At 63.0% G+C, this 21,490-nt stretch carries 16 protein-coding genes and 2 pseudogenes; 8 read left to right on the forward strand and 10 right to left on the reverse strand.

What is annotated here, in order from left to right; genetic code table 11:
- Nucleotides 1-10: 10 nt before the first annotated feature.
- Together DEM27_RS09480 and DEM27_RS09485 are read right to left on the reverse strand one after the other, a co-directional pair.
- The gene (locus tag DEM27_RS09480) at nt 11-847 is read right to left on the reverse strand and encodes an ABC transporter ATP-binding protein (RefSeq protein ID WP_109457970.1); all 837 of its coding nucleotides are present in this window, start codon (nt 845-847) and stop codon (nt 11-13) included.
- 10 nt (nt 848-857) lie between these two features.
- Entirely contained in the window at nt 858-2,009 is a 1,152-nt protein-coding gene (locus DEM27_RS09485) for an ABC transporter permease (RefSeq protein WP_245445759.1), read from the reverse strand.
- Nucleotides 2,010-2,138: 129 nt separating this feature from the next.
- On the opposite strand from DEM27_RS09485, the gene dgcA reads away from it, so the two are divergent.
- Nucleotides 2,139-3,122, forward strand: a complete 984-nt coding sequence (dgcA, locus tag DEM27_RS09490; protein ID WP_109457972.1) for an N-acetyl-D-Glu racemase DgcA — start codon at nt 2,139-2,141, stop codon at nt 3,120-3,122.
- Here the strand turns inward: dgcA and DEM27_RS09495 are convergent.
- Together DEM27_RS09495 and DEM27_RS09500 are read right to left on the reverse strand one after the other, a co-directional pair.
- A complete protein-coding gene (locus DEM27_RS09495; RefSeq protein ID WP_109457973.1) occupies nt 3,074-4,300 on the reverse strand; it encodes an MFS transporter in 1,227 nt (408 codons plus the stop codon). The two genes, dgcA and DEM27_RS09495, sit on opposite strands and share 49 nt — an antisense overlap.
- Nucleotides 4,301-4,395: 95 nt before the next feature.
- Nucleotides 4,396-5,208, reverse strand: coding sequence for a UDP-2,3-diacylglucosamine diphosphatase (locus tag DEM27_RS09500; RefSeq protein WP_245445761.1), 813 nt, complete (start codon nt 5,206-5,208; stop codon nt 4,396-4,398).
- A gap of 198 nt (nt 5,209-5,406) precedes the next feature.
- On the opposite strand from DEM27_RS09500, the gene DEM27_RS09505 reads away from it, so the two are divergent.
- Both DEM27_RS09505 and DEM27_RS09510 read left to right on the forward strand, forming a co-directional pair.
- Nucleotides 5,407-7,725: an NADP-dependent malic enzyme gene (locus DEM27_RS09505; RefSeq protein WP_109457974.1), complete on the forward strand. Its 2,319-nt coding sequence runs from the start codon at nt 5,407-5,409 to the stop codon at nt 7,723-7,725.
- A gap of 129 nt (nt 7,726-7,854) precedes the next feature.
- On the forward strand, nt 7,855-8,970 hold the full coding sequence (locus tag DEM27_RS09510; protein WP_128755472.1) for a DUF2865 domain-containing protein: 1,116 nt from the start codon (nt 7,855-7,857) through the stop codon (nt 8,968-8,970).
- 36 nt (nt 8,971-9,006) lie between these two features.
- Here DEM27_RS09510 and DEM27_RS09515 read toward each other — a convergent pair whose 3' ends face one another.
- The 3 genes and pseudogenes from DEM27_RS09515 to DEM27_RS09525 all read right to left on the reverse strand — a co-directional run.
- A complete protein-coding gene (locus DEM27_RS09515; protein ID WP_165823382.1) occupies nt 9,007-10,509 on the reverse strand; it encodes a GGDEF domain-containing protein in 1,503 nt (500 codons plus the stop codon).
- 91 nt (nt 10,510-10,600) lie between these two features.
- Nucleotides 10,601-11,170 (reverse strand): annotated as a pseudogene (locus DEM27_RS09520) (TolB family protein); the annotation flags it as partial.
- A 125-nt stretch (nt 11,171-11,295) separates the two neighbouring features.
- Nucleotides 11,296-11,928 (reverse strand): annotated as a pseudogene (locus DEM27_RS09525) (nitrilase-related carbon-nitrogen hydrolase); the annotation flags it as partial.
- A 218-nt stretch (nt 11,929-12,146) separates the two neighbouring features.
- Between DEM27_RS09525 and DEM27_RS09530 the strand changes: the two are divergent.
- From DEM27_RS09530 to DEM27_RS09540, 3 genes are all read left to right on the forward strand, one after another.
- Nucleotides 12,147-14,051 (forward strand): LTA synthase family protein, encoded by a 1,905-nt coding sequence (locus DEM27_RS09530; protein ID WP_109457977.1) that lies wholly within the window; start codon nt 12,147-12,149, stop codon nt 14,049-14,051.
- Nucleotides 14,052-14,190: 139 nt separating this feature from the next.
- Complete coding sequence (locus tag DEM27_RS09535) at nt 14,191-14,721, forward strand: DUF1003 domain-containing protein (protein WP_109457978.1); 531 nt, start codon at nt 14,191-14,193, stop codon at nt 14,719-14,721.
- A gap of 74 nt (nt 14,722-14,795) precedes the next feature.
- Nucleotides 14,796-15,734: a hypothetical protein gene (locus DEM27_RS09540; protein ID WP_109457979.1), complete on the forward strand. Its 939-nt coding sequence runs from the start codon at nt 14,796-14,798 to the stop codon at nt 15,732-15,734.
- On the opposite strand, the gene DEM27_RS09545 is transcribed toward DEM27_RS09540, so the two are convergent.
- Complete coding sequence (locus DEM27_RS09545) at nt 15,702-16,124, reverse strand: GFA family protein (protein WP_109457980.1); 423 nt, start codon at nt 16,122-16,124, stop codon at nt 15,702-15,704. The two genes, DEM27_RS09540 and DEM27_RS09545, sit on opposite strands and share 33 nt — an antisense overlap.
- A gap of 224 nt (nt 16,125-16,348) precedes the next feature.
- Here DEM27_RS09545 and DEM27_RS09550 point away from each other — a divergent pair, with 224 nt between their 5' ends.
- Both DEM27_RS09550 and DEM27_RS09555 read left to right on the forward strand, forming a co-directional pair.
- Complete coding sequence (locus tag DEM27_RS09550) at nt 16,349-16,771, forward strand: TadE/TadG family type IV pilus assembly protein (RefSeq protein WP_109457981.1); 423 nt, start codon at nt 16,349-16,351, stop codon at nt 16,769-16,771.
- Nucleotide 16,772: 1 nt separating this feature from the next.
- Nucleotides 16,773-18,512 carry a TadG family pilus assembly protein gene (locus DEM27_RS09555; RefSeq protein ID WP_109457982.1) on the forward strand — a complete coding sequence of 580 codons (1,740 nt, stop codon included), beginning with the start codon at nt 16,773-16,775 and terminating at the stop codon, nt 18,510-18,512.
- A 49-nt stretch (nt 18,513-18,561) separates the two neighbouring features.
- Here DEM27_RS09555 and DEM27_RS09560 read toward each other — a convergent pair whose 3' ends face one another.
- Both DEM27_RS09560 and gor read right to left on the reverse strand, forming a co-directional pair.
- Nucleotides 18,562-19,935, reverse strand: coding sequence for a class II 3-deoxy-7-phosphoheptulonate synthase (locus DEM27_RS09560; RefSeq protein WP_109457983.1), 1,374 nt, complete (start codon nt 19,933-19,935; stop codon nt 18,562-18,564).
- Between the two features lie 135 nt (nt 19,936-20,070).
- Nucleotides 20,071-21,459: a glutathione-disulfide reductase gene (gene gor, locus DEM27_RS09565; protein WP_109457984.1), complete on the reverse strand. Its 1,389-nt coding sequence runs from the start codon at nt 21,457-21,459 to the stop codon at nt 20,071-20,073.
- Nucleotides 21,460-21,490: the final 31 nt, after the last annotated feature.

Raw genomic sequence — 21,490 nt, forward strand, 5'->3', positions numbered from 1 at the left:
AGATCCCTATTCACTTCAATCCGTGACGCAGCGCCTGCGACGTCTTGCTGCGATCTTGCGGTACGATCGACCGCGCCCGTTTGCCGCGGAAGTAGGACTGGACCCAAGGGTCGTCGAATTCGAGCATGTCCTCGATCGTTCCTTCCACCAATACCCGTTTCTGGCCGAGAACGGCAATACGGTCGCAGACAGAAAAAAGGCTGTCGAGATCGTGGGTTACCATATAGACGGTCAAACCCAGCGTGTCCCTCAACCGCGCAATCAGCTCGTCGAACTCGGCGGCGCCGATCGGATCGAGGCCGGATGTCGGCTCGTCCAGGAACACCAGGTCCGGATCGAGCGCCAGCGCGCGGGCAAGGGCGGCGCGCTTGATCATGCCGCCGGAAAGCTCCGAAGGGTATTTGTCGGCCGCGTCGGCCGCCAACCCCACCATCTCGATCTTCAGCAGCGCCAACTCGTCCATCAGCCATTTCGGCAGGTCGAGATATTCGCGCATCGGCAGCTGGATGTTTTCCCGCACCGTGAGGGCGGAAAACAGGGCGCCGTGCTGGAACAACACGCCGAGCCGCATGTCCAGCTTCATCCGCTCTTCTTCGCCGAGGCTGTCGTAGTCCTCGCCGAGAATGTGGATCGTGCCGGAGCGCCGCGGCAGCAGCCGCAACACGGTGCGCATCAGCACCGACTTGCCGGTGCCGGAAGCCCCGACGAAACCGAGGATTTCACCGCGGTAGATATCGAGGTTGAGGTTGTCGAGCACGACTTTCGGCCCAAAACCGACCGTCAGGTCGCGCACCGACAGAATGGTCTCGCGCTCTGCAGTCTCTTGGGAAGCGGTATTGTCGTCCATCCCCGCCCCCTTAGAAATCGATCGCGGCGTAGAACATGGCGAACAGCCCGTCCACGAGGATGACAACGAAGATGGATTTCACCACCGACGCGGTGACATGCAGGCCGAGCGATTCGGCGCTGCCGCCGACCTTCAGGCCTTCGACGGCGGCGACGACGCCGATGATCAGCGCCATGAACGGCGCCTTGATCATGCCGGACACGATGGTCGAGAGGTCGATCGCCTCGTGCATGCGCTGCAGGAACACCGCAAAGGTGATGCCGGAATAGCCCCAGGCGACCATTGCGGCGCCGAACAGCGAGGCGAAGTTGGCGAGGATGGTAAGCAGCGGCAGCGCGATCGTCAGCGCCACCAGCCGCGGAAAGATCAGCACGCCGACCGGATTGAGGCCCATCACCAGCAGCGCATCGACCTCCTCGCGCATCTTCATCGAACCGATTTCGGCGGTGATGGCGCTGCCGGAGCGGCCGGCGATCATGATGGCAGTCAGGAGCACGCCGATTTCGCGCAATTGCAGGATGCCGACAAGATCGACGACGAACACTTCGGCGCCGAAATAGCGCAGCTGGAAGGCGCCCTGCTGGGCGATGATGGCGCCGATCAGAAACGACATCAGCAATATGATCGGCGTTGCCTTGACGCCCATATGGTCGATCTGGTTGACGACGGATGCCGGCGAAACCCCGCTGGCGCGGCCAAGCTTCATCTGCGCACCGCGCACCGCCGAGCCGAGAATATGCATGGCGGAGAGAAAATCGCCCCAGAAACTGTAGGCGAGTTTTCCGACCGGCTCGAACAGCCGGGTGAAAAGGCTGCGCGTCTCGCTCGGCTCCTCCGCCTTTTCCACCTTGTCGGGCAGGACGGCGATCAATTCCTGAAACCGGCCTTCCCCGCCCGAAAGGTGGGCAGCATGCCCGTTCGCCTCGACGGTGCGGGCAAGCCGCCGTATCATCCAGGCGCCGGCGACATCCATGGCGGCGATGTCGGAGAGATCGATTTCCAGATCGTCGGCGGCGCGGTCGCGGCCGATCTCTTCCAGGTCGTGCAGCACCGCGTGCAGGCCGGTATTGGTCCAGCGACCTCCCAGGCGCAAGCGGTGCCCCGCCCCGTCCGGCAAGCTCTCGATCTTCACATGTGCGGCAGAAGGATCGGCAGGCTTCAAGTCTCTTGCATCTTTCCGGGCTTGCGACAATCTCGCCGAGTCATACCGGCTTGATTCCTCCGTGTCATCGCACATGAGGGAAATAAAGCGGTTCCTGAACCTTTTTAACCGCTTGCCAGGACAAAAATCATGGTCCGTCACCTCGAAACAACAGTCGCCGCCTTCCCCATTGCCGGTGCATTCACCATTTCCCGCGGTTCGAAAACCGAAGCGCGCGTCGTCACATGCATCATCTCGGCCAACGGCAGCACCGGCATGGGCGAATGCGTTCCCTACGGACGATATGGCGAAACCATCGAGAACGTCACCGCCGCAATCGAGGCGATCGCCCCGCGCATCGCCGCCGGAATGGACCGCGCAGCGCTACAGCGGGAGATGCCGGCGGGGGCCGCCCGCAATGCCGTGGACTGCGCGCTCTGGGACCTGGAGGCCAAGCTTTCCGGGCAAACGGTGGCCTCCCGTCTGTCGGAAACGCTACCAGCGCCGCTGACCACCGCCTACACCATCTCGCTTGCCGAGCCGGAGGCCATGGCGGCGCAGACCAGGTCCGTCGCCCATCGCGCTTTGCTGAAGATCAAGGTCGGAACAGAGGACGATGAAAGCCGGCTGCGCGCCGTCCGGGCGGCGGCACCCGACAGCGCCATCATCGCCGATGCAAACGAGGGCTGGACGGAAGAAAACCTGCAACGCCACCTGCAGATCGCGGCACGGGAGCGCATCGGCCTCATCGAGCAGCCGCTGCCGGCCGGAAAGGACGGCCTGTTGGCGCGCATTCCAAGGCCGGTGGCGATCTGCGCCGACGAAAGCGTGCACCACACCCGCGACCTCGCGGCATTGCGCGACCGTTACGACGCGGTCAACATCAAGCTCGACAAGACCGGCGGACTGACGGAAGCGCTGCTGATGCGCGACGAAGCCCGGCGGCTGGGTTTCCAGATCATGGTTGGCTGCATGGTCGGCACGTCGCTGGCCATGGCGCCGGCGGTGCTTCTGGCGCAGGGCGCCGATTTCGTCGATCTCGACGGCCCGTTGTTGCTCGCCCGCGATCGCGAACCGGGCTTGGCCTACAGCGATTCGCTGGTGTTTCCGCCCGAAGCCGCCCTCTGGGGCTGAAGATACCAGGCGACGATGACGCAGCCGAGCCCGACTGCGGCAATGGCCGACATGACGTAATAACCATGCATGCCGAACGCGGCGTAGATGTAGCCGGACGCAAAGGTCGCCACCGCCATGAAGATGCCGTTGTAGAAATAATAGGTGCCCTGCGCCGAGGCTTCCTGCTCTTCATGCACCGCATCGACGATGCGCCGCTGGATACCGATATGGCAGAAGGCGAAGGTGAAGGCGTGCAGGCATTGCAGCACGAAGAAACCGAAATAACCGATATCGAGCGGAAACAGGAGCCAGCGGCAGACGGCGATCGTCGCGCCGAAGCGGATCAGCGTCCAGGCGCCAAAAGTGCGGTTGAGCTGGCGGGCAAAGAAAAAGGCGATCACTTCAGCCAAAACGCCGGCACTCCACAGGATGCCGACCGCGGTGCCGGAAAAGCCGAGTTCGGCCCAATAGATCGAGGCAAAGGCATAAAGCATCGCATGCCCCGCCTGCACCACCGACGAACCGATCATCACCAGGTGCAGGTCGAAACGCGACAGCGACGTCCTCTGCCTGCTCTTGCCGGCAGCAGCAGCAACGGCAGCGCGGCGAGGCGCGCGGCCGATCCGCGGCGCAGCCAGCCCCATGGCCGACATCACGATGCAGCCGACCGTCATCACCGGCAGCACCATGGCGCCGCCGTAGAGGCCGATCAGGTGGCCACCGACCAGCGTGCTGCCGATAAAGGCGACCGACGCCCAGAGCCGCATCGAGCCGTAATCGAAACCCCATCGGCGCACGCCGGTGATCAGCATCGATTCGACCACCGGGATATAGGGAGCAAAAACCGCCCCCTGCAGCGCGAAGACCAGCAGGATCGGCCAGAAGCTCTGCGTCCAGTACAGCCCGACCGCCGTCGCCAGACAGAGCAGGCCCGACCAGACGAGGATACCGGTTCGCTCCTCCATGCGGTCGGCGAACATCGCCAGGATCGGCGCGAAGATGACGCGCACCACCATCGGCACCGCGAGGATGACGCCGATCTGGTGGTCGTCGAGGCTGTGGGTCTCGAGCCAGACCGGGAAGAACGGCAGCACCGTGCCGTTGACGATCATCGGCGCGCAGAAAACCAGCGCGCTGCGCTGCGGAAACCAGCGGGGAGCGTCTTCGCGCGCCGGTGCCTGACTTGCAAGACTCATGGAGTGGAACCTGTGAGGAGAGTGCGCCTTCCTAACACAGGCAACAGGCCTCGCCTATGGCGAAAAATAGCCCTCAGAAAGGAGGGGATTTCGCCTCAGGCGGCGCGGTAGCTGATCGCCTTGACGGTGGCCGGTTCCGCCTCTTCTGCCGTGCCGACCATGTTGCGCCAGGTGATCAGCTCGAAGCGGCCGTCCTCGTGCTCGGCGATCGCCGTGCAGCTTTCCACCCAGTCGCCGGTGTTGATGTAGCAAACGCCGTCGATCTCCTCGATCACGGCATGGTGGATATGGCCGCAGATGACGCCATCGGCGTCGTTGCGCCGCGCTTCGTCGACGACGACGCGCTGGAACTCGCCGATGAAGTTGACGGCATGCTTGACCTGCAGCTTGGCCCAGGCGGAAAACGACCAGTAGGGCATGCCGAGCCGGCGCCGGATGCCGGCCAGCACGACGTTGATCATGATCGCCATGTCATAGGCCCAGTCGCCCAGATAGGCGAGCAGACGGGCATTGCGGACGACGACGTCGAATTCGTCGCCATGCAGCACGAGATAGCGGCGGCCGTCGGCGCCCTCATGGATCATCCGCTCGGCCACTTCGATGCCGCCGAAATGCATGCCCGGGAAGTCGCGCAGGAATTCGTCGTGATTGCCGGGGATATAAACGATGCGGGTGCCCTTGCGCGCCTTGCGCAAGAGCTTCTGCACCACGTCGTTACAATCCTGCGGCCAGTACCAGCTCCGCTTCAGCCGCCATCCGTCGACGATATCGCCGACGAGGATGATGGTATCGGCCTCGTGGTATTTTAGGAAATCGAGCAGGAAATCCGCCTTCGCCGCCTTCGAGCCCAGATGGATATCGGACAGGAACAGTGTCCTGAAATGTTTGACTTCCTGCTGCCCAGCCACGGATGTCATCCTTTGGTTCATGGAATTTTTAAAGCCCGTAAAACCAGAGTCTTGTTGCAACATGATGACAGGGGCCGGGCATGCGCCGGCGCAGCCGTGCGCCCCGCAACATCGAAAAGTGAGAAATTCCCGATTGTATCGCCAAAACGATTGTTGCTATGAGAAACCGACTGAAAAGACATGAGAGGAAGGCGCGCCATGGATACCCACGAGAAATCAAAGGCGCCGACGGTTCCCGCAAGCGGCGACCTCGATGAACAGGCCCTGTTCTTCCATCGTTATCCGCGTCCGGGCAAGCTGGAGATCCAGGCGACCAAGCCGCTCGGCAACCAGCGCGACCTGGCGCTTGCCTATTCTCCCGGCGTTGCCGCCCCCTGCCTTGCGATCCGCGACGAGCCGGAACGGGCGGCCGACTACACTGCCCGCGCCAATCTCGTTGCCGTGATCTCCAACGGCACCGCCGTTCTCGGCCTCGGCAATATCGGCCCGCTCGCCTCCAAGCCGGTGATGGAGGGCAAGGCCGTGCTCTTCAAGAAGTTCGCCGGCATCGACGTCTTCGACATCGAGATCGATGCCCTCGACGTCGAGCGCATGGTCAGCACGGTGTCGGCGCTGGAACCCACCTTCGGCGGCATCAACCTCGAAGATATCAAGGCGCCGGAATGTTTCGAGGTCGAGCGCCGGCTGCGGTCGATGATGAACATCCCGGTCTTCCATGACGACCAGCACGGCACCGCCATCATCGTCGCCGCGGCGATCCTCAACGGCCTGGAACTCGCCGGCAAGGCGATCGCCGACGTCAAGATCGTCGCGTCGGGCGCCGGCGCGGCCGCGCTCGCCTGCCTCAACCTGCTCGTGACGCTCGGAGCCAAACGGGAAAACATCTGGGTCCACGACCTCGAAGGCCTGGTCTACGAGGGCCGTGTCGAATTGATGGACGAATGGAAATCCGTCTATGCCCAGAAGAGCGACAAGCGGCGGCTGGACGAAAGCATCGACGGCGCCGACGTCTTTCTCGGCCTTTCGGCCGCCGGCGTGCTAAAGCCGGACCTTCTGGCCCGCATGGCCGAAAAGCCGCTGATCATGGCGCTCGCCAACCCGACACCGGAAATCATGCCGGATCTCGCCCGCGCCGCACGGCCCGACGCGATGATCTGCACCGGCCGCTCGGACTTCCCCAACCAGGTCAACAACGTCCTGTGTTTCCCCTACATCTTCCGCGGCGCGCTCGATTGCGGCGCCACGACGATCAATGAAGAAATGAAGATGGCCGCCGTGCGCGCCATCGCAGCACTTGCCCGCGAAGAGGTCTCGGAAGTGGCCGCCAAGGCCTATTCCGACGAGACGCCGACCTTCGGGCCGAACTACCTGATCCCCTCGCCCTTCGATCCGCGGCTGATCCTGCGCATCGCGCCGGCCGTGGCGAAGGCTGCCGCCGACAGCGGCGTCGCCTCGCGTCCGATCGCCGATTTCGACGCCTATTTCGACCAGCTCAACCGCTTCGTCTTCCGCTCCGGCTTCGTCATGAAGCCGATCTTCACCGCCGCCAAGAATGCCGGCCAGAAGCGGGTGATCTTTGCCGAAGGCGAGGATGAGCGCGTGCTGCGTGCTGCCCAGGTGCTCATCGAGGAAGGCACCGGCCAGCCGATCCTCATCGGCCGCCCGCAAATCATCGAGACGCGCTTGCAGCGTTTCGGCCTGCGAATCCGGCCGGATGTCGATTTCGCGGTCGTCAATCCGCAGGACGATCCGCGCTATCGCGACTATGTCGACGACTACTTCGCCCTTGTCGGCCGCGCCGGCATCAACCCGGAGGCAGCCCGCACCATCGTGCGCACCAACAATACCGTCATCGGCGCGTTGTCGGTGCGTCGCGGCGAAGCCGATGCGCTGATCTGCGGCGTCGAAGGCCGTTATGACAAGCACCTGCGCGACGTCAACCAGATCATCGGCCGGCGCAAGGGCGTCTGCGCCTTCGCCGGCCTCAGCCTGCTGATCTCGCAGCGCGGCGCGATCTTCTTCACCGACACCTTCGTCAACGACAATCCGACCGCAGAAGAACTGGCGGAGACGACCATCCTCGCCGCCCAGGAAATCCGCCGTTTCGGCATCACGCCGAAGGCGGCGCTGCTCTCGCATTCGAATTTCGGGTCGCGCAACTCCGAAAGCGGCCGCAAGATGCGGCATGCCCTGGAGCTGATCCGCGAAAAGGCCCCGGATCTCGAGGTCGACGGCGAAATGCAGGGCGGCTCGGCGCTGTCGGAGGCGTTGCGCAAGCGCGCCATGCCGAACTCGACGCTGACGGGCGAAGCCAACCTGCTCGTCTTCCCGACGCTCGATGCCGCCAACATCTCGCTCGGCATCGTGCGGACGATGATGGATGCCCTGCATGTCGGGCCGATCCTGCTGGGAGCCGCCCTACCCGCGCACATCCTGTCGTCCTCGGTCACCTCGCGCGGCGTCGTCAACATGGCGGCGCTTGCCGTCGTCGAGGCCTCGCATCCGACGGCACCGTAAACCAAGCCGGAGCAAAAACCGTACCAGCCGGCCGCGCCATGTTGCGACTGGCTGCCGTTGCGGTATGATGGCATTGCTTGGAGAGGCGGTTCGCCGCCATGTGACGATCACCTTAACGGAGAAAAGCCCGTGTTGACGTTTGGGCGTGTGTTTCCCGTCGTGCTCCTGACGCTGGTTTCGACGGCGCCGTTGCGCGCCGAGGCGAGAGCCGTGTGTGAAGAACTGCGCGCCAGCCTTGCCGGCACGCCGACGGTGATCGGCAATACCGGCGACGTGCGCCGCTCCGCCAACGCCATCAACCGCCTGAACCAGGATATCCGCCGCCTGCGCAGCGACATGCGCCGCAGCGGCTGCTCCTCCGGCAGCATCGTCGTTTTCGGTGGCGACAACCAGGACTTCTGCATGCGGGCGGAAGCCGACCTCAACGACATGGAAGTCGAGAAGGACGAGCTTCTGCGCCAGCGCTCCGGCCTGCGCAATCGCGGCCGCAGCGGCGTCCTGGCAGCGTTGCGCGAGAACGGCTGCGACGAGCAGGCCCCTTCCGATACGGCGCTCACCGAGACGCAGGATCTCAGGGCAACGCTGGAAAGCGACGGCGGCTCGATCATTTCGACCAACCGCGTCTTTGGCGCCATCGACCGCCAGCCGACGAGCCTGCTGCCGATGGAGGGCGAACCCTTGCCGCTGGGCGAGCAGCTGCCGCTGCAGCAGGAGGGCGGTTTGAGGACGCTCTGCGTGCGCACCTGCGACGGCGCCTTCTTCCCCATCTCCTCGAATGCGACCAGCCAGAGTTTCCGCCATGATGCGCAGACCTGCGCCCAGATGTGCCCGGGCACGCAGACGGAACTCTATTACCACGCCATGGTCGGCCAGGAGAGCGCCGACATGATTTCCGCCGAAACCGGCGCGCCCTATACGGAACTGCCGAACGCCTTCTCCTATCGCAACCGCACGAGCAGCAAGGATTCGGCCTGCGGCTGCAACCTGAACGCCTATTACGAGCAGAAGCTGAAAGAGAGCAACGCCGGCACGCTGCCGAAGCAGACCAGTTCGAAATCGGTGACCGAAATCGTCACCGAAACCAAGCCGGAACCGCGCGGCACGCTCGACGCCATTCCCGAAGAGCGCGTCTACGACCCGGCCAACTCGAAGATCCGCCAGGTCGGCCCGCAATTCCTCGGCGACGACAGCGCCGCGATCGATCTCAGGAACCCGAAGGGGTCGACAAGCCAGCCGTTGCAATAATTCTTTCCGGACAACCCGGGGAAACGTGCCGCCGCGTCAGGCTGCCGCCGTGCTCGGCCGCATGATCGCGTCGCCCTCGTAGAGGACCGCGCGGTTGCGCCCGCTGTTTTTGGCCGCATACAGCGCCATGTCGGCGGCATGCACGAAGTTGCGGATATTGTGGCCGTCGCGTGGGAAAAGTGCTGCGCCGGCGCTGCCGCCGACCTGCAGCAGCATCTCGTTGAAGACGATCGGCACCTGGGCATCGATGACAAGACCGGCGGCCAGCGCCATGATCGTCGTTTCGTTGGCATTGGGGATGAGGACCATGAACTCGTCGCCGCCGAGGCGGGCAACAAGGCCGGCATCGCCGACGCGGTCGCTGAAGCGTGCCGCCACGGCCTTCAAGACGGCGTCGCCGGCGGCGTGGCCGTGCTGGTCGTTGACGGCCTTGAACTTGTCGAGATCGACAGCGAGCACGGCGATCGGCCCTTCCGGATGCTCTTCCATCATCGCCGTCAGGCTTTCCTCGAAGGCAATGCGATTGGCAAGGCCGGTCAGCGCGTCATGCTTGGCGAGGAAACGGTTGGTCGCCTCGCTCTTCTGCAGCGCCCGCACCACAGCGCCGAAACGCCAGGCGATGAACCCCATGGAGAGAGCGGCGAGCAGCGAGAGGATCGCCACCTTCGGCATCGCCGACTGCCAGATGAACGGTCCCGGCGCGTTCGGCGTCCAAGCTACCAGGAACGGCCCGTCGGTAAATCCCTTGCCGACGGGCGTATAGGCATCCGGCCGGTTCTTGTTTTCTTCGTCGGCGACGACGTGCAGATCCTCGATCGCCAGGCGCTGGCTCATCGACGCTAACATCTTTTCCGAAATCGGCTTGACGGTGATCATGATGATCGGCTGCTCCGACCCTTTCGGAATGAACAGCGATTTCGGCACCACCGCCTGCACCACGACGATGCTCATGCGACCGTCGACCATGCGCATGTCGGCGGCGTGGATGTAGGGCAAGGGAGCCGAAAGCTGCTCGCGATCGCTGTCCATCATACGCAGCCGGAAGCCGTCCTTCTCGGGCTTGAGAGCGGCCCAATAGGATTGGTTCGCTTCGTAGACGAGATCGTCGATCCAGAAAAGCAGGCCGTCAGCCTTGTCTGGAGCCACTGCTACGCCGTTGTTGACGGCAAGCTTGGTCTGATGGCCCGTCTCGCTGAAGACGATCCACGAGAAGCCGAAATCCGACCACAGCCAGTCATGAATGCGACGCTGGACGAAACTGTCGCTGAAGGAGGAGCCGCGCGCTTCCTTGACCGTTTCGTCCCGGAAGGAAAGCTCCGCCTGGTATTTGACGACCTCGTCGATCTGATGCTGGAACTGTTGCTGAACGAGCTTGCGTTCCGTCGAAATCCCGAAGCTATTCGCCTGGTAAACGGAATAATCGAGGACGAGGAAGACGCTGGCGATGAACAGGAAAACGAAGACGGCGCACGCCAGATAGATGCCGCGGACCATCCAACTGCTCGTATTCGCAAAAACTCTTGCGCTGATCTCGCTCATTTCGTCCCCTCGGGCCTGTCCGCCCATTTGCTGTCGGAGAAGCTAGCAAACAAGCGGGAAAAAACGCTTAAGCGCGATGGTTTGAAAAGACTTAATCCGCTGCCGCGCCATCAACCGACGCGTACCGGACATAAGCAAACTCTTCGCCGTCTGCGCGCCAATTCGGAACGTTGATGGTGCCCTGGCCGCCAAACAGCGCAAAAAGCGTGGTCAGATTGCCGCCGTCCATATCCATCAGCCGCAGCCGGACATGGCAATCGCGCGGATGATCGAAGACGTCGGCGTCGTAGGAGAGAATCAGCACCTTGTCGTTGCCCGGCGCGGGATGGGCGAACCAGTTGCCCTGATCGTCGCCGGTCACTTGCGTCAGCGCGGAGCCATCCGGATGCATGCGCCAGATCTGCATCAAGCCGCTGCGGCTGGAGTTGAAATAGATCCATTGCCCGTCGGCCGAATAGTCGGGGCCGTCATTGCGCCCCTCGCCGTTCGTCAGCCGCAGTTCCTCGCCGCCGTCGACGCCGATCGTGTAGATGTCGAAGACGTCGTTGCGAATGCCGCAATAGGTGAGCCGCTCGCCATCCGGCGACCAGCCGTGCCAGTAGGACGGCAGGTTTTTCGTGACCAGCTTCGGCGTGCCCCCCGCAGCCGGCAGGGTGTAGATCCTTCGACGGTCTGCTCCCAGTCGCAGGTCGCCAGCCCCTCGTCGAACGGCGCCATCTGGAAGGCCAAACTCCTGTCGGCGTTGAAACCGAAGCCGGCGCCGTCGAACACATGCTCGCCATTGCCGCCCAGCGCGTTGGCGTAGACCGCCGGCAGATCCGTCTCGATCACCCGGCGCAGGACCTGCTGGTGACGGAGATCGAGCATCTGGCCACCATAGGCGGAGACGGCGGGCACGATCAGCATATCCGCCCCGCTTTCCGCCAGGGTTTCGCAGACGCCCAGCTCGCCGGACAGATCCCGGCCGATGGCGATTCCGAGCCGGACGCCGCGAAACCCGACGGGACCGGTCATCGCGCCTGCAAAAAAATACCCGCTTTCTTCAGGCTGCAGATCGACCTTGTCGCGGATGGCAATCACCCGGCCGCCGTCGATCACGGCGACGGAATTGCGCTTCGCCCGGCCGTCCTGCCGCGGGAAACCGATAACGATCCCCGGTCCACCCTGCCCGGTCCAGCCTGCCAGTGTCTCGACGGCGGCAGCGCAGGCATGAAGAAAGGTCTTGCCAAGCGCCAGATCCTCGGGGGTGAAACCCGCCAGGAACAACTCGGCGAAAACGAGCAGATCGGCCCCTTGCCGCTGCGCTTCCCCGAGAGCCCGACGCGCCCTGGCGAGATTGCCGGCCACGTCGCCGGCGACGGCATTCGTCTGGGCGACGGCGATGCGCAAGCTCTTCTGATCTCGGCTTTTTTCGGTCATGGCCACGGTTTAGCGCGCCGCCGCCCGCTTCGCAACGCGGCAACGGTCTGTCGGCCTCCCGCGCATAGCCCGCCGACCGGGAAAACATGTGCAACATGCCGTTGAACAAAGACGGTTCATCTAGCGTTCATGACAATGATGTGACAGTGGTGTGAAACTTTTAAGAAACTTTTATAACGCGTCCGGAGATCAGCTTGGTCGAGTTTCTGTCTAAGGCAATGGCGGCCACCAGGACCGCTCGCCTTCCTCTTTACCGGCCCCTATCCCGGCGTGGCGAGCAGGCGCTGTCCATCGCCTATGCGCTCGGCAAGTCGTTCATTCTGTCGCTGCTGATCCTGATCGCCGTCGAATGGATCTCGCGCGGCTCGACAACCGATATCGGCAACTTCATCACCTCGTCCGCCCGGCCGGGCATGACCTCGGTAACGGTGATGATGATGCTCATCCTTTGCCTCGACGCCATCTTCGGACGGCGCTACCAGTCGCTGCTGATCGTCGTGCCGCTGGCTCTCATACCGGCATTCGTCTCCCGCCAGAAGCAGCTTTTTCTCTCCGACCCGCTCTATCCCACGGATTTCCTGTTTGCACGCCAGATCATCGAGCTGCTGCCGGTGATGATCAGCCAGCGGCCCTGGACAGCGGTCGCCGTTTTCGGCGGCCTGGTCGCATCGGTCGTGCTGATCGTCTATCTCTGGGTCTGCGCGTGGAAACGCTTTCCACAGCTTTCCGGCCGCTGGCGCGCTGCCAGCCTTGCCCTCACGCTGCCGCTGCTTGCCGGTTTCGTCTCGCTGATGGACTACAGCCAGTATTCCTGGCTGCGCGACCGGCTGCAGGTCATTCCGATGATGTGGGACCAGAAGGAAAACTATCGCCACAACGGCTTCCTTCTCGCTTTCGCCTTCAACGTACCGATGGCCAATGTTTCGGCACCCGCCGGCTACGGCGCCGAAACCATGGCAAAAATTCCGGGAAAAGCGATGCCCTTCGGCACCGGCGGCGACGATCACCCCGATGTCATCGTGCTGATGAGCGAGTCCTTGTGGGACCCGACGCGGCTTTCCAATGTCAAGCTGTCGCCCGATCCGATGCCGGTGATGCGCGAGAACCAGTCCGGCAATGTCTTCTCGCCGGAATTCGGCGGCATGACTGCCAATGTCGAGTTCGAAGCGCTGACGGGCTTCTCGAACGCCTTCCTGCCCTATGGCAGCATTCCCTACCAGCAGTACGTCCGCCGCCCGATGCCGTCGCTGGCGACGTTCTTCCGCGGCGAAGGGTATGTCACCCGCGCCATCCATCCGTATCAGAGCTGGTTCTGGAACCGCGCGGAAGTCTACAAGGCCTTCGGTTTCGAGGAATTCAAGTCGGAGGAAAACCTGCCGGCGCTCGACAAGCGCGGCTTCTTCGCCTCCGACGAGGCGCTGTTCAAGGAGATCATGCGCCAGGCCGACGGCATGGACCGCCCGTTCTTCTTCTTCTCCGTCACCTTGCAGGGCCACGGCCCCTATGAGCCTGCCCGTTATGCCAGGAATGCCATCACCGTCGAAGGCGATCTTCCCGAGGCCGACAAAAGGACGCTGGCCACCTATGCGCACGGCGTCAAGGAAGCCGACGACAGCCTGAAGATGCTGATGGAATGGGCCAGGAAGCGCGAGCGCGAAACCATCATCGTCGTCTTCGGTGACCATCTGCCGCCGCTCGGCTCCGTCTATGTCAACAGCGGCTACATGCCGGAACAGGTCGCGACCCGCAAGGCCTCGATCGAGGTAATGAAGCGCGAGCATGAGACGCCGCTGATCGTCTGGTCCAGCCGCTCCGGCAGGAAGAACATCGGCACGATCAGCCCGGCGATCCTGCCCTACCATGTCGTCAAGATGGCGCGCTTCGACCATCCTTACTACACCAATTTCCTCGGCCGCGTTCAGCGCCGCTACCCGATCATCGACCGGTACCAGCTGGTGGCGCGCGACAACCAGGCGAAGCCCGATTGGCTGCGGGCAAAGGAGCCGCTCGATCCGATGATGCGCGATTTCCGCTATATCCAGCACGACATGATGTTCGGCCAGCAATACAGCGTCGACCGCCTGTTCCCCAGCCATGCCTGGGTCACCCAGCCACAAGGATGACGAGCATTGTCGGCGCGACTCTCCGTCGTGCCGCATCTTCTTGAAAAATCTCCGTTAAAGGTCTAAGGCCATGTCCGGCGGTCGCTTTCCGGCGTCGCCGGTGCAGCCGTCAACCTGGCTTGTCTTACGGAGAACCGCGATGTCATTTCTTCCCGGCTTCGAACATATTCGTTTCGGCCGGAAATCCGGCGGCTTCAGCGAAACAGAAAAACGTATCCTCGAAAAGGCCAAGGAGCGCATGATCGTCGCCACCGACGTCAACGCGGCGCTTTCGGCGCAGGAAAGTTTTGGCGAGCGGCTGTCCGATTCCATCGCCCGCGTCGGCGGCTCGTGGACCTTCATCATCAGTTTTGCCGCTTTCCTGGTCGCCTGGGCGGTCATCAATACGCTCATCCTGGTCGGGCATGCCTTCGACCCCTACCCCTTCATCTTTCTCAACCTGCTGCTGTCGATGCTGGCCGCTGTTCAGGCGCCGATCATCATGATGTCGCAGAACCGTCAGGCTGCGCGCGACCGCTTCGAGGCGGCGAAAGACTACGAGATCAATCTCAAGGCCGAGATCGAGGTGCTTTCCCTGCATCACAAGATCGATATGCAGGTGCTTGCGGAACTTGCCGAATTGCGCCGGGACGTTGCCCGATTGACCAGCCTGATCGAAAAATCGGAATAAATGCGGCCTCTCCGAACAAATACAGTCGTTTGCTCGTTATGACCCTATCGTTGCCTGCCTATAGAAGTCCAACAATGCCAGATAACGCGCTCCATCACCGGCTCCTTACCCCGCCCTTGAGCCGCGAGCAGATCCTGAACCATCCGCTCTTTCTCACCATCGAAGTCGGAATCGCCAGGCATCTCGTCAGCATCCACGAGGAGACGCCGCGCCTCGCCCGGCTGAAGGCCTCCCATCAAAAGTGGATCATGACGCAGATGCTCTATGCGCTTCAACTCGAGCGCGATCCGCTGGCGACATCCACCGGTCTGACGGCGTCCCGGCTCTATGATGTCCTCGCCCGCTATGCCGTGGTCAGCCGCAACACGGTGGCGAGCTATCTTGCCGAACTGGTCGCCTACAAGTTCCTTCGCGACGCCCCCGACAGCCAGGACAAGCGCAAGCGACCGCTCGAAATCACCGACGCGGCGGCAAGGGCGATGTACAGCTGGTTTCTCGGCCACATGACCTGCCTCGACCGGTTGGACGGTGGCAACCGCGCCGAGCGTTGCGACAGCGATCCGGCCTTGTTTCGCCTGGGCCAGCCCTACGCCGCCCGGGCGCTGATCGACGACCCGGCATGGCGCAACCTGCCTGAAACCGTCGCCTCGTTCATCTGGGCGGAATCCGGCGGCATGGTGCTGCACGAACTGATCAGTCGCCTGGCCTCCGACAAGGAGCACGACGGCAAGATCTTCCTCGGCGAAATTTCAATCGCGGAGATCGCCCAGAAATATGCGATTTCGGCCACCAACGTCAAACGCATGTTCGCGCCTGCCGAAGCCGCCGGCTTGCTTGGCTGGGAGCGCCCCCGGCGCCGTGGGCGGCTCTGGTTCTCCCCGACGTTCCTGCGCGATTATTTCCACTGGCAGTCGGTCAAGTTCGCCGCTCTCGATGAAGCCGTGCACTGGGCCGAGCAACAGTCACACGATGACGAAACATCAGGAACTCCCCGCAACCACAAGGCCGGGTGATCCCTGCGCGTAATGCGGCGCATCGTCGGGCAGGCCGTAAAAATCGGCCTTGTCGGCGCAAAATATATGTTTGCCGACACGCAATCCGGTCGGCTGGTCGAAACTGCCGGCAAGCACGGAGAGGTAATCTTCCTTGTCCGCCTGCCAGAAGAGCGCCGATCCACAGGTCCGGCAGAAGCCGCGCCGGGCAAAGTCGCTGGCACGAAACCAGGTGATGTTCTCCTCACCCTCCAGTTCGATATCGCTGATCTGAACATTCGTCGCTGCGTAATAAAGGCCTGTCTGCTTGCGGCACTGCGAGCAATGGCAGGCGATGACATCGCGCAGCTTGCCCCTGGTACGAAAGCGAACCGCGCCGCAAAGACACGAGCCGGTATGGATTTCGGTCATTGCTCTCCCCCGATGTTTTTAGAACTGCAAATCTAGGGTTTCGAGCGCTGCTGTCAAACCCTTGCCGGGCTCCTTCCCTTCCGCCCAGGACATACACCTCATGCGGAAACAAAATATTCCCGCCGAAAGATTATCAACCTGCCGATTTTAAGAGTTAATTAGCAGATATGAAAGCAACATGAGATTTCATTACATGTCTCTAACTCAATCAAAAGAGGCAATTTATGACCTATCTTCGAAAGCTTTTCTTTTGCCGCAAGGGAGCTGCCGCGGTGGAATTCGCCATCATCGCTCCGCTCTTCCTGATGACCGTTCTCAGCCTCATCGGCTACGGCATCTACATTGCTGCCGCCAACTCGGTGCAGCAGATCGCCGCCGACGCAGCGCGCACCGCCGTGGCAGGCCTATCGGCACAGGAGCGCTCCCGGCTTGCGCAGGCTTTCGTAAACGACACCACGCTTCACTATGCCTTTCTCAGCCGCGACCGGCTTCAGGTTTCCGTACAGGACGATCCCAGCAATCCCAACCAATTCACTGTCGCACTCGACTATGACGCTTCCGACCTGCCGATCTTCAAACTCTATTCCTTCGCCCTGCCGGACGAGCGCATTCGCCGGTTTTCGACGATCCGCATCGGAGGAATCTGACATGCGCCTACAAATTGCATTGCTGCGCCGATGGCTGCACGACAGAAGCGGCAACATCGCGTTGTCGTCCGCGCTGGTTGCTCCCCTTGTGATCATGATGCTTGGTCTTGGCGTCGATTACGGCGCGCTGACCCTGCAGAAACGCCAGGCGCAGGGGCTTGCCGACATTGCCGCCATCGTCGCGGCCTCACGCCTCGACCAGGCGGAGGCGAACCTCGCCGAACATTTCCGCACCAACGGCATCAATCTCGTGGTTCGGTCCTCCCGCGGCCTGATCAAGCCCGATGGCACGGTCCTGGCCTCCGACGAGGCGATCTATCCCGATTACCGCGGCATCGCCGCCGTCGAGCGCGGCCGTTATTCCGCCGATCCGGACCTGCCGGTCGAGCAGCGCTTCGTGGCCGGAAACGCTCCCTTCGACGCCGCCCGCGTGCGGATCGAGGAACGAGGCGAGGTCTATTTCGCCGGCATTTTCTCGGCCTCCCCCGTCGTCAGCGCCAGCGGCATCGCGGCGACTCAGAAATACGCCGCCTTTACCATCGGCTCGCGGCTTGCCAGCATCAATGACGGCCTGCTCAACGATCTGTTGGGCGGTCTGCTCGGCGCCAAGCTGACACTCAGCCTGATGGACTACAAGGCGCTTGCCAAGCTCGACATCAGCGCCCTTTCCTTCGTCGATGCTCTCGCGGTCAATCTCGGCCTGCAGGCCCTGAGCTACGACGATGTCCTGCAGCAGGATATCTCCTACGGCCAGTTTCTGGCAGCGCTCGGAAAGGCGAGCGGCGTCACGCCGTCCGTGGCGACAATCCTCAAGGGCGCCGAGCAGGCGGTCGGTAAGACCAGCGCCCGGCTGAAACTCAGCCAGATCCTCGACCTGCATGCCATCGGCGGCAATCCGGTCGGCAGCCATCAGAACCTGTCGGTCAAGGCCAACCTGCTGCAATTGCTGAATGCCGGGGCCGTCGCTGCCGGCGGCGGCAAACAGGTCGCAATCGACCTTGCCGGCAAGCTTCCCGGACTGGCTTCCGTTTCGCTGACCGTGGCGATCGGCGAGCCTCCCGTCGGAACGCCGTCCATCAAGGTCGGCGATCCCGGATCGATCGTCCGCACCGCGCAGACCCGCCTGCTCTTCGATGCAAGCGTCGATGGCCTGGCCCTGCTTGCCGGCCTGAAGCTGCACCTGCCGATCTATGTCGAAATCGCCCATGCCGAAGCCCGGCTTGCGGATATCCGCTGCCTCGGCGGGCTGGACACCAATGCCAACGTCACCGTCGATGCCGTGCCCGGGGTGCTGGAACTCGCCATCGGCGCGGTCGACACCAGCGCATTCGCCAATTTTTCCGACAAACCGCGGGTCACGCCGGCCCGCATTCTTTCCTCGGCAGTTCTCAAGGTGACCGGCATGGCGCATGTCAACGCCACCAACATCAAGCCGACGCGCCTCACCTTCACGCCCGCCGACATCGCGGCAAACAAGATCCGCAGCGTCTCGACCAAGGACGCGCTGACCTCGACGGTGAGTTCGCTGCTCGGCAACCTGACGCTGGATATCGATCTGCTCGGCCTGCCGCTCGGCACCCCGAAGGCGGTCCAGACGGCGCTCGCCAATACGCTGGCAGGCGTCACCGCACCTCTCGACGACCTTCTCTACAACACGCTGCTGATTCTCGGCGTGAAGATCGGCGAAGCCGACGTCAGCATCTCCGACGTCCGCTGCCGGAACGCCGTGCTGGTGCAATAAAAAACCGGGCCTCGCGGCCCGGTTAAATTCATACCTCCGTCGGTCCGGCTCAGCCGTTGACGACGAGGCGCTTTTCCTCGCGGCCGCCCTTCATGCGTTCGGCCAGAAGGAACGCCAGTTCCAGCGCCTGGTCGGCATTGAGGCGCGGATCGCAATGGGTGTGGTAGCGATCCTGCAGGTCCTCGGCGGACACGGCCCGCGCGCCGCCGGTGCATTCGGTCACATCCTTGCCGGTCATCTCGATATGGATGCCGCCCGGATGGGTGCCTTCCGCGCGGTGGATCTGGAAGAAGCTTTCGACCTCGGACAGGACCCGCTCGAACGGCCGGGTCTTGTAGTTGTTGAGCGTTATCGTGTTGCCATGCATCGGATCGCAGGACCACACGACCTTGCGGCCTTCGCGCTCGACGGCGCGGATCAGCCGCGGCAGGTGTTCGGCGACCTTGTCGTGGCCGAAGCGGCAGATCAGCGTCAGGCGGCCGGCTTCGTTGGCCGGGTTGAGGATGTCGATCAGCTCGATCAGGCCGTCGGCCGTCAGCGACGGGCCGCATTTCAGGCCAATCGGGTTCCTGATGCCCCGGCAATATTCCATATGCGCATGGTCGGCCTGGCGAGTGCGGTCGCCGATCCAGATCATGTGGCCGGAGGTGGCATACCAGTCGCCGGAGGTGGAATCGACCCGCGTCAGCGCCTGCTCGTAACCGAGCAGCAGCGCCTCGTGGCTGGTGAAGAAATCCGTCTCGCGCAGGCTCGGATTGTTGTCCGAGGTGATGCCGATCGCCTTCATGAAATCCATGGTTTCGGTGATGCGGTCTGCCAGCTTGCGGTAACGCTCGCCCTGCGGGCTGTCCTTGATGAAGCCGAGCATCCACTGGTGGACGTTGTCGAGGTTGGCATAACCGCCCATGGCGAAGGCGCGCAACAGGTTCAGCGTCGCGGCCGACTGGCGATAGGCCATCATCTGCCGCTCGGGATTGGGAATGCGGGCTTCTTCCGTGAATTCGATACCGTTGATGATATCGCCGCGGTAGCTCGGCAGCGAGACGTCGCCGAGCTTCTCGATGTTGGACGAGCGCGGCTTGGCGAACTGGCCGGCGATACGGCCGACCTTGACCACCGGCTGCTGGGCGCCAAAGGTCAGGACGACGGCCATCTGCAGGAAGGCGCGGAAGAAGTCGCGGATGTTGTCGGCGCCGTGTTCGGCAAAGCTCTCGGCACAATCGCCGCCCTGCAGCAGGAAGCCGCGGCCTTCGGCGACATTGGCGAGCGCCTTCGTCAGGCGGCGGGCTTCACCGGCGAAAACCAGCGGCGGATAGGTTGCAAGCTGCGCTTCCGTCGCGCTCAGCGCCGCCTGGTCCGGATAGTCCGGCACCTGCTGGATGGGTTTCTGCCGCCAGCTGCTCGGGGTCCAATTCTGTACCATCTACTCACCTGTGCTCAAGCATCCTCGGCGGATGCCCCGTCGTGTTGGAAATGCGGGCTTATAAACTTTAACAAAGCGTTTGCATAGCCGCCGCGCCCACGGACGATGCCGGCGGCAAACCGGCGATCGGCGCCGTCAGACCCGCTCGCCGTTGCGGATACGATAGCTCGGCACGTACATGGTCACCAGTTCCTCCGCCGCGGTCGGATGGACCGCCATGGTCCGGTCGAAATCGTCCTTGGTGCAGCCGGCCTTGAGCGTGATGCCGAGAAGCTGCGCCATCTCGCCGGCATCGTGGCCGAGGATATGCGCGCCGACGACCTTGCGGTCGGCGGCATTGACGATCAGCTTCATGATCGTCTTTTCCTGCCGGCCGGACAGCGTCGCCTTCATCGGCCGGAACTGGGCGCGGTAGATTTCCAGCTCGCCGTATTTCCTGGCGGCCGCCTCTTCGCTGAAACCGACCGTGCCGATTTCCGGCTGCGAAAACACCGCCGTCGCGATCAGGTCGTGATCGGCCGGCGTCGGGTTGTTGCGGTATTCGGTCTCGATGAAACACATCGCCTCGTGGATGGCGACCGGCGTCAGTTGCACCCGGTCGGTCACGTCGCCGAGCGCAAAAATGCTCGGCACATTGGTGCGCGAATAGGCATCGACAACGATCGCGCCGCGCTCGTCCGTCGCCACGCCGGCATTGTCCAGGCCCAGCCCCTTGGTGTTGGGGTCACGACCGAGCGCCAGCATCACCGTGTCGACCTCAAGCCCGCCATTGTTCATCGTGCGCACCGACAGGCCGCCAGCGTCGTTTCGCGAGACCTCCTGTATCACGTCCTGGAGCAGAATGCGGATACCCTTGGCGGTCATCGCCTCGTGCAGCCCGCGGCGCATGTCCTGGTCGAAGCGCGACAGGATTTCCTGGCCGCGATAGATCAGCGTCGTCTCGACACCGAGGCCATGGAAGATGTTGGCGAATTCCACGGCGATATAGCCGCCGCCGGCGACCAGGATCGACTTCGGCAGCGTTTCCAGGTGGAACGCCTCGTTGGAGGAGATGCAGAGTTCGTGCCCCGGCAGGGCGGCATGCGGATTGGGCGCCCCGCCGACGGCGATGACGATCCGCTCCGCCGTCACGGTCCGGTCGAGGCCGGTCAGCCGCACCGTGTGCGCATTGACGAGTTCGGCACGGCTTTCGAAGATCTCGGCGCCGGCCGTTTCCAGGCCCTTGCGGTAGAGGCCTTCCAGGCGGACGATCTCCCTGTCCTTGGCGGCGATCAGCTTTTTCCAGTCGAAGCTCGTCTCGCCCACCGTCCAGCCGTAACCCGTGGCATCTTCGAAATGCTCGTGAAACTGGGATGCATAGACAAACAGCTTTTTGGGCACGCAGCCGCGAATGACGCAGGTGCCGCCGAAACGGTATTCTTCGGCAATGCCCACCTTCTTGCCGAGCGAAGCCGCCACACGGGCGCTGCGCACGCCGCCCGAGCCCCCGCCGATGACAAACAGATCGTAGTCGAAAGACGGCATGGCAGGCACTCCTTCAGCGAATGCAGAGACG

The sequence above is a fragment of the Rhizobium album genome (assembly GCF_003122325.1).
In the GTDB taxonomy this organism is placed as follows: domain Bacteria; phylum Pseudomonadota; class Alphaproteobacteria; order Rhizobiales; family Rhizobiaceae; genus Metarhizobium; species Metarhizobium album.